Origin of the sequence: Blastococcus mobilis, from assembly GCF_900188025.1 — a bacterium.
Lineage (GTDB): Bacteria > Actinomycetota > Actinomycetes > Mycobacteriales > Geodermatophilaceae > Blastococcus_B > Blastococcus_B mobilis.
On record NZ_FZNO01000055.1, the window covers coordinates 1 to 8729 of the forward strand.

The window sequence follows — 8729 nt, forward strand, 5'->3', positions numbered from 1 at the left end:
CACCGTTAGTGCGTGAAACAGCACCCGATCCAGCGCATCCGCGCAGCTCAGCGACCTGCCGACGAGATCATCATGACGCCGTGAGCCAACTCAGGATCGAGTGTCCGAGGCGGGGGCGACACGCTACATACGCACACGAATGTTTCGCCGCAGCGTTCGTGACGCGGCTGATGGGTGAGCGGCCATCGATGCCGGGTCGTGGTGTTCGAGGTTGTAGTGCTCGAGCCATGTCCGCACCGGAGCGCTGCGCTGGTCGTTGTCGGCGGAGGCGCGGAAGTGGGCCCACTTGGTGGCCAAGGGCCGGATGCAGCGCTCGACCACCGTTGGTCCAGGGGCAGTGCGGCCGGAGAACTTCTGGTGAGGCCATCCGGACCCGTAACAGCCATAGCCGGCCGATGACGGCGACGGGCGCGGCCCTCGCGGGGCCACGCCCGTCCCGCGGGGTCAGAGAACCGTGACGACCTCGTCGAAGGGGAGGCGGGGCAGGCGGTCCATCCACGCGTTGTCGGCGGGCTTGCCCACATTGATGGCGACGAGCACCCGGTGGCGGCCGTCCGGAAAGAACTCGCGAGCAATCGCGTCGGCGTCGAAGCCGGTCATCGGGCCGGCCGCGAGGCCGGCCGCACGCACGCCGATGATCGCGTACCCCACCTGGAGGCCAGCATTGAGCTCGGCCGTTCGGACGCGCGACTCCTCATCGCCGGCGAACATGTCTCGGGCGCCGGGGAAGTGGGGGAAGGTTCGCGGAAACTCCTCGTGGAAATCGACGTCCGCAGCAAGAAGAGCGGTGGCGGGCGCGGCCGCCGTCTTCGCGCGGTTGCCCTCGGCCAGATGGGGGAGGAGGCGCTCCTTCTCCTCGGCGGAGCGGAGGACGACGACACGCAGCGGCTGGGCGTTCATCGACGTGGGAGCCCACTTCACGAGCTCGTAGATCGCGGCGATCTGCTCGTCGGTGACGGGCTCGTCCGTGAACGCGTTGGCCGTGCGGGCCTCGCGGAAGAGCAGCTTCTGCGCGTGCTCGTCGAGGACAAGCGCGTCCGAGGTCTGGAGGTCAAGGCTTGTGTTCACAACTAGTTGAATACGTGACTGCTGCCAGGGATTCCTCGGGTGGCGGTGCCGTCGGCCACATCCCGTGGACCGGCATGCGAGCGGGACCCGTCGACCCGGTGACGCGACAGTTCGGCTGCCGCTCACCTGCGGTTCCTCGCCGGCGGAGGAACCGAAAAGGGACGTGCCAGAGGGTGGCCTCGGGCACGGCCCGTTGTCGCAGGGGAGGCAGCGACGTGCTCGTCGAGACAATGTCTGGGCCGGGAGCCGTCTATCGCTTCGGGCGCCGTCCTGCCGGTGTTCCGCCTAGTACTAGGGGGCGGCACAGCACGGGGAGGAAGGAAGTCGCGAGACGCCGTGTGAGCGGTGTCCGGCGGCGGATTCACAGGAGAGTCCGAGGGGCGACACGTTACGCACGCACACGATCCGGACCGTCACGGCGCCGGCCAAGAGCCACATTGGCGGCTGGGTCGAAAGGCTGGGCCGCTGATGCTCCGCCTGTCTATACTTTCGTCCGGCTTGATATATACGGCGTGAAAGGGTGCGTCTCGTGACGAAGCGGTTGATCGACCTTGACGATGAGTTGCTGGCTCAAGCGCAGCGTGAGCTGAACACGAGCGGCATATCGGACACCGTCCGCGCTGCCTTGCAGCAGGCCGCAAGCGCAGCCGCACGGGCTCGGCAGGTGGACTGGCTCCGCGGGGGTGCTCTTGAAGTGATGGCGGACCCTACCCAGCGAGCTGACGTGTGGCGGTGATCGCCCGCTTCCTCATCGACACCAGTGCGGCATCCCGGATGCGGTTGGATGCCGTCGCGGAGCGGCTGGAGCCGCTCATCACCGGCGGGCTGGTGGCGACCTGCGCCACTTTGGATGCCGAGGCCCTGTACAGCGCCCGCAGCTCGGGGGAGTACGAGCAGGTCCGAGCCGACCGCCGTGCCGCCTACGAGTACCTACCTACCGACGACGAACATTGGCAACGTGCCTTCGACGCGCAACGCTTGCTGGCCCGCACCGGGCGGCACCGGGCGGTGGGCATCGCGGATCTGTTGACTGCGGTGCTGGCAGCCGAACACGGAATGACTGTCCTGCACTACGACGCAGACTTCGAGATCGCGGCCGAAGCCCTGACCTTCGCGCACCGGTGGATCCTGCCACGGGGAAGCGTGTAGCGGGACACCCGACGGGTGTGCGTCATGCGTTGTCCGAGGGGGGACTTGCTAGATGCGCACACGCCTCCCGCCATGACCGGGCAGCGCGGTAACGCGCCGAGGCCACCTTCGCGACGGTGGTCGAGTCTCTGGTCGGCGGCGCTCCTCCGGTGATGAGCGGCACCACGAGTCGCGCTCGGACCATCGGTCACCTCACGATGTCCGCAGGGAGGTGAGGCCGGTGGCGGCGAGCGCGGCCGGTCGTGGGGGAGAGCCGGACGGCCACCGCTCGGACCCTGCCCTGGCCGACTTCCCGGATCGGGCACCTGGAACCCGGCGCTGGTGCTTCGCCGACCAGCTCGGTCCGCACTTCCTGGACGGGCCGCAGCAGCCGGCGCTGTTGATCGAGTCCAGGGCCGTGTTCGCCCGCCGTCGCTTTCATCGCCAGAAGGCGCACCTGGTGCTCTCGGCCCTCCGGCACTGCGCCGCCGAGCTGGGCGACCGTGCCGACTTCCACCAGGTCGGCACCTACGGCGAGGCGCTGGACCGGGTGGGGGAGCCACTGAGCGTGTGCGCACCGACCTCGTGGCGTAGCCGCGATTTCGTCCTCGCCCGTCCGGACGTGCAGGTGCTCGCCGCACGCGGCTTCGTGAGTTCTCGAGCCGACTTCGCGGCCTGGGCCGCCGGGCGGGGGCGGCAGCGGCTGGTCATGGAGGACTTCGACCGCGACGCCCGACGGCGGCACGACGTCCTCATGGACGGCGCCCGCCCGGTCGGTGGCCGGTGGAACCTCGACGAGGAGAACCGGCAGCCGGCGCCCGCCGACGGTCGCTCCCCGGCACCCGAGCCGTGGTGGCCGGAGGAGGACGAGATCGACGAGGAGGTACGCGCCGACCTGGACCGCTGGGAGGCCGCCGGCGACATGTCCTTCGTCGGGGACGACGGTCCGCGGCTCTTCCCGGTGACCCGGCAGGAGGCGTTGCGCCGGCTGGGTGACTTCCTGGACTTCCGCCTGGGTGCCTTCGGCCCGCACGAGGACGCGATGCTGAGCGACGAGCGGTGGCTGGCCCATTCTCTGCTCTCGCCCGCGTTCAACCTCGGGCTGCTCGACCCCCTCGACGTCGTCCTCCAGGCCGAGCAGCGGTACCGCGACTCCGTCGCCGACGGGAAACCCCTGCCGCTCAACAGCGTCGAGGGCTTCGTCCGGCAGGTCATGGGCTGGCGCGACTACATCTGGCACATGTACTGGCACCTCGGCCGCGATTTCCGGAGCCGAAACTTCCTGGCGGCCGACCGGGCGGTGCCGGACTGGCTGGCCGGCCTCGACGACGCCGCGGTCGACGCCGCCTGCCTCTCCGACGTGCTGGGCGACCTGCGCCGGGACGGCTGGGTGCACTACATCCCGCGCCTGATGGTGCTCGGCAACTACGCGCTGCAGCGCGGCATCGACCCCTCGGCGATGACCGACTGGTTCCACGAGAGCTTCGTCGACGGCTCCGAGTGGGTGATGGTCGCCAACGTCGTCGGAATGAGCCAGCACGCCGACGGCGGCGTGCTCGCCACCAAGCCCTACGCCGCCAGCGGCGCCTACATCGACCGGATGAGCGACTACTGCGGCAGCTGCCGCTACGACCCACGGAAGCGGCTCGGGGATGACGCCTGCCCCTACACCGCGGGCTACTGGGCCTTCCTCGACCGCACCCGCGACCGGCTGGCGAGCAATCACCGCATGCGTCGGCCGCTGCAGGGCCTCGACCGGCTCGCGGACCTCGAGGCCGTGGTCGAGCGAGAGCAGCGCCGCGGCACGAAGCCGCCGTAGTCAGCGGACGACGGCGCCACCGGCCAGCCGCCTCGCGGAGAAGGCGTGGGGGACCGCTCGTGGGTTCCTACTCGACAGGCGTGAGCCTGCCGAGGATCCGCTGGCGACGGCGGCGGTTGCAGGTGTGCTGGTCCGGCGCCAGGAGAAGGAGAACCCCCACGGGCTCAGTGGCCGAGAGAGTTCAACTCGGTGTCCGAGGGGCGACACGCTACATACGCACACGCCTTCGGCGGCCGAGACCTTCCCGGCATGGCCCCGGCTTGTCCCTGGACCATCTCGGCCGTGCCTGATCGCGGGCCTGGACGTGCCGGAGTCGGCGTCCGAGGAATGCGGATGCTCGAAGCGGAATCCGTCCGCCCGAGCGGCTTCGCCGGGGCCCGAGCCCTGTCGGAGACGGATCGGGCGGACCGGACTGCGGGTGTGGCGGCGAGAAAGCCCGGCCGCCGCCGGAGGCGCCCTGCGGCCTCGCGGGTCCTGGCGGTGAGGCGGTGCAACACGGGGAACCGGATAGGAGATCCCGCGGACTCTCGCCGGCGGAAGGTCGCCTTGGGGGTGCCCTTGGCACCGGGTCCACGCACGGTGTTGTGACCGGCCTGGTGTGCCTGCTACGTCCGGCCGGTGGTGGCGAGGCCCGACGGCTCATCGCCCGCGTCACCGGTCCCCGTCAGGCGACGAGGGCCGGCTGAGCACGGCCCGCGCGGGGGCACCGTCGGCGCCCGGGATGCGCAGGGGAAGGCAGGTCAGAGTCCACCAGCCGGGCTCGACCGCCCGCAGGTCCAGCGACTCGAGGATGGTGACGCCGGCCCGCAGTAACGCCTCGTGGGTGGGCGCCGGGTCCCGGTAGGGCGCGATGGACAAGTAGTCGATGCCGACGAGCACGACACCGCGCTCGGCCAGCACGGTCGCCGCGTCCGGGGTGACGGAGACGAACTCCTCGACGAATCTCGGGGCATTCCACAACTCTGAGTTCGAGGTCCGGAACAGGATCCGCGTCGCGCCGTCGGGGATGGCCAGCCGGCTCAGCGCCGCAGCGTCGATGTCGCCGTCCACACCCGTGGCGTCCGCTACCCACACCGGCCCGAGCAGCGTCCCGATCGGGACGGTGTCGACGCCGGACTGCCCGTCGAAGAAGTGCACCGGCGCGTCGACGTGCGTGCCGCAGTGCAGCGAGCAGGTCATCGAGGACACGTTGGCGGGGTCGCCGTGTGCCCGGTGCTGCTCTCGGCGGACCGACAGGTCGGTGTCGCCGGGGTACAGGGGGACGAGGCCTGGGACGAGCGGCACGGTCACGTCGACGTAGCGGGTCACCCGGTCGGCGGTACCCGCCCGGTCCGCTGGCGAGACTCGGGCGAACCGCTTGGCGAAGGTCAGCGGAGCTCCTGCGGCGTCCTGCGTCACCTGAGCCACTCAGGTCCGCCGGACGTCGGGGGCGGTGACTCCGTCGACGATCGCCTGAGCGATGTCGCGCAGTTTGCGGTTGGACCGCTGTGAGGCGGCCGCGAGGAGGGCGAAGGCCGCCTCGGCGTCGCAGCGGCGCTGGCTCATCAGGATGCCCTTGGCCTGTTCGATGACGGCCCGCGTCTTCATGGCCGTGTTCAGGTGCTCCGCTTGGTCACGGGTGCTCGCGTAGAGGTGCATGTTGTGCACTGCGACGGCGGCATAGGAGGCGAAGGCGCGGCTGACGTGCCGCGCGTCGTCGTCGAACCCATCGGCGACGACCGCATAGAGGTTGAGCCCGCCGTGGATGCCTTCCCGCACCGGCAGGGGGACCGAGAGGGAGCTCAACGAGCCGCGCTCGACGGCGCTCCGGGCGTAGTCGGGCCAGCGCGTCTCCCCGCGGGCGTCGGTGATCTCCCGCATCTCCTCACCCACGGCCGCTTCCAGGCAGGGCCCCTGGCCGCGACCGTACTGCTCCTCGTCGAGGCAGAGGGCGAGCCGGCCGGTGTAGGCGGCGGTGTAGGCCTTGTCGTCGACGATCAGGGTCACCGAGGCATCCTCGACGCCGGGGATGAGCTCCTTGGCGAGTTCCGCGATGCGCTGGAGCATCGCGTCCATCGTCATGGTGTCGAAGGGGAGCCGAGCCAGTTCGGCGACCGCGTCACGCGGATCGGAGAACGGGCGGTCAGGGGAGAGTGCTGTGGTGGTCATGTGGTGCCGGACCCGTCATATGGGCCGAAGGCGAGAGGTGTCTCGACGACGGAGCTGCACACCCTCGAGGAACCGAGGGCAGCTCGTCGGAGTTGCAGTGAACCGGCGAAGCCTGACCCGTGGACGCCGGATGCCGACGGCCCCAGTTGCGATCGAGGTTACGCGCTCCCGCCGCCGAGGCGGCTACCGGGGGTCGAGCTCACCGCGCCGGCTCGAGCTTTGACGCTGCCCCGGCGGAATCGCTGCGCCGACGAACCCGGTGATGCGCCCGGCGTGAGGCAGCGACTCGCTCCTAGCGTCCGCTGGGGGATCACCCGCCCGGTCAGCGCGTGCGACAGCAGGCTGACCCTCGGCGCGTTTGTCCCGGCCGGTGTCTGCTCATGATCGTGAGGATGACGGCAAGCGAGGGAACGGAGCCGCAGGCGGGCTTCACCGACCGGGACGAGGGTCGGCCGGCAACCGAGAGCGTGGGGGAACGGCTGCTTGGTGCCCTACTGGACCGGGTGCACCTGATCGCACCCCGGCTGGCCGGCCAGCTCATCGCCCAGGAAGCGCGGATCGCCGGGGCCACCGACGTCAGCATCCACCTGCAAGACCTGGAGCAGTTGACGCTGCGGCCGCTGCCCGGGCCCGGCCTGGTCGGCGACCCGCTCCCCATCGACGACAGCGTGGCCGGGCGGGCGTTCAGCACCGAGGAGTCGGTCGAGGAACCGCTCGCTGACGGTTCGGTCCGGCTGCACCTGCCACTGCTGGACGGCTCCAACCGAGTGGGGGTGCTCGGCTTCACGCTCCCGCGGCTGACGGACTACGACCGGCAGCTCGCCCAGCGGCTGGCCGGCCTGGTGGCCGACATGATCGTCACCAACGACAGCTACACCGACGCGTTCACCAGGGTTCGCACGGCCGGGCCGCTGAGTCTGTCCGCGCACATGCAGTGGCAACTTCTGCCGCCGCTGTCGATGAGCACCCCGGTCCTCGACTTGTCGGGGAGCCTCGAGCCCGCCTACGAGGTCGGTGGCGACAGTTTCGACTACGCGTTCAACGAGCACGTGCTGCACGTCGCCGTGTTCGACGCGATGGGCCACGGCCTGGAGGCCGCCACGATGGCCACCGTCATCATCGCCGCGTACCGGAACGGGCGGCTGGCCGACCTCCCGCTGACCGAGCTGTACCCGGCGATGGACCAGGCCGTGGCCACGTCGTTCCCGGGCCGGTTTGCGACCGCCCAGCTGGGCCGGCTGGACACCGAGACCGGGATCCTCAGCTGGGTCAACGCCGGGCACCCGCCTGCGCTGTGGGTCCGGGGCAGCCGGGTGATGGGTGAGCTCACCGGGCCGGTCAGCCGGCCGGTCGGCTTCGGCGCCGGAACGCCCATCGTGCAGACGGCCCAACTAGAGCCGGGGGACAGGGTGCTCTTCTTCACCGACGGGGTCGTCGAGGAGCGGCTGCCCGACGGCGAGCAGTTCGGCGAGGAGCGGTTGCGGGAGCTGATCGAGCAGACGACCGCGGCCGATCTGACCTGCGCCGAGTCGGTGCGGCGGCTCTCGCACGCGCTGATGGCCGCGCGCTCCGGCCGGACCAGTGACGACGCGTCGCTCCTCCTCCTGGAGTGGAAGGGCCCATCCCGCTACGACGAACTCGACCGCGACATCCCCGAGGCGACCCCCACCGGCTGATGTCCAGCCAGCGGTCGCAACCTATGGCCGACCTGGACGCTGAGGTGCGCTCCGTGCAGGTGATCGACGGCTGCGGCGATGTGCGGTGTGGCTCGGCCGGCCGCCGGGCGGCGACCGACCGCTCCTGCACACCGCCGTCGGGCGAGGCGGCGAACGACGCCTCCGATGCGGCGAACCCCGGCTGAAGGTTGGTGGCGCGGGTGCTGAGCGGGTGGCCTGCCGCGCACGTGGCCGCGAATGGAGTGAGTTGAGCGGGACTGCCCATCTCGATTGCCCCCTGCCTACGCGGGGACGACGGGCACCAGAGAAGGTGGCCAGCCGGCCGGGACCGTCCTTCAGCCATCGAGGGCAGCTGCCGACACCAGAAACGGCAGAACCCCCGCCGGTCTGAAGACCGTGGGGGTTTAACTCGGTGTCCGAGGGGCGACACGGCACATACGCACACGGCTCCGGCCTGTCGGCTGACGCCGGTGACAGGGCCCCGGCCAGCGACCCGGGGCTTCGTCGTCCCGTATTCGAGGAGCGAGACGCTGGCATCCGTACACGCCGGCGCAGGTCTGGTCGGGCCGGTCGGCCGTGGACCTCAGCACGGTGTGGCTGACGCTACGACCCGGATGAAGACCTCGTCTTCGTGGACGGAGCAGGAATCCCTCGCGGACGCCTTCGGCGCGGGGGTGGGGACGCTGCTCGCGGGGGCCGGCCGTCGGGCTCCGGAGCACCCCGACGCTGCGACGTGCCTCGCAGCGGGCGTCGTCTGGTGGTCGCTGGCAGTGTGGACGGCATGGCCACTCCCTTTTCCGTCGTCGTGGTGACCGGTGCGAACGGATTGGTGGGTGCCGCGGTGTGTCGGGCGCTCGTGGAGCGGTCGGCGCAGGTGCGTGCCGTCGTCC

Annotated in this window: 7 protein-coding genes; 4 read left to right on the top strand and 3 right to left on the bottom strand. The window is 70.7% G+C overall.

The window, feature by feature from the left end; translation table 11 throughout:
- Window positions 1-444: 444 nt before the first annotated feature.
- Window positions 445-1068 (bottom strand): malonic semialdehyde reductase, encoded by a 624-nt coding sequence (locus CHB94_RS23875; RefSeq protein ID WP_089339040.1) that lies wholly within the window; start codon window positions 1066-1068, stop codon window positions 445-447.
- 732 nt (window positions 1069-1800) lie between these two features.
- On the opposite strand from CHB94_RS23875, the gene CHB94_RS23885 reads away from it, so the two are divergent.
- Window positions 1801-2217, top strand: coding sequence for a PIN domain-containing protein (locus CHB94_RS23885; RefSeq protein ID WP_217899493.1), 417 nt, complete (start codon window positions 1801-1803; stop codon window positions 2215-2217).
- Between the two features lie 220 nt (window positions 2218-2437).
- Window positions 2438-4015 (top strand): cryptochrome/photolyase family protein, encoded by a 1578-nt coding sequence (locus CHB94_RS23890; RefSeq protein WP_089339043.1) that lies wholly within the window; start codon window positions 2438-2440, stop codon window positions 4013-4015.
- A gap of 651 nt (window positions 4016-4666) precedes the next feature.
- Here the strand turns inward: CHB94_RS23890 and CHB94_RS23895 are convergent.
- Window positions 4667-5413: a cyclase family protein gene (locus CHB94_RS23895; protein WP_176445734.1), complete on the bottom strand. Its 747-nt coding sequence runs from the start codon at window positions 5411-5413 to the stop codon at window positions 4667-4669.
- Between the two features lie 9 nt (window positions 5414-5422).
- Window positions 5423-6163, bottom strand: coding sequence for a GAF and ANTAR domain-containing protein (locus CHB94_RS23900; protein WP_089339045.1), 741 nt, complete (start codon window positions 6161-6163; stop codon window positions 5423-5425).
- 392 nt (window positions 6164-6555) lie between these two features.
- On the opposite strand from CHB94_RS23900, the gene CHB94_RS23905 reads away from it, so the two are divergent.
- Window positions 6556-7839 carry a PP2C family protein-serine/threonine phosphatase gene (locus tag CHB94_RS23905; protein ID WP_254920881.1) on the top strand — a complete coding sequence of 428 codons (1284 nt, stop codon included), beginning with the start codon at window positions 6556-6558 and terminating at the stop codon, window positions 7837-7839.
- A 53-nt stretch (window positions 7840-7892) separates the two neighbouring features.
- Window positions 7893-8024: a hypothetical protein gene (locus tag CHB94_RS26485; RefSeq protein ID WP_254920882.1), complete on the top strand. Its 132-nt coding sequence runs from the start codon at window positions 7893-7895 to the stop codon at window positions 8022-8024.
- Window positions 8025-8729 lie beyond the last annotated feature (705 nt).

What these genes read in the sequence shown, in the direction of transcription:
- CHB94_RS23900 (WP_089339045.1), bottom strand. Translation starts at nt 6,163, where the DNA reads ATGACCACCACAGCACTCTCCCCTGACCGCCCGTTCTCCGATCCGCGT.
- CHB94_RS23905 (WP_254920881.1), top strand. Translation starts at nt 6,556, where the DNA reads ATGACGGCAAGCGAGGGAACGGAGCCGCAGGCGGGCTTCACCGACCGG.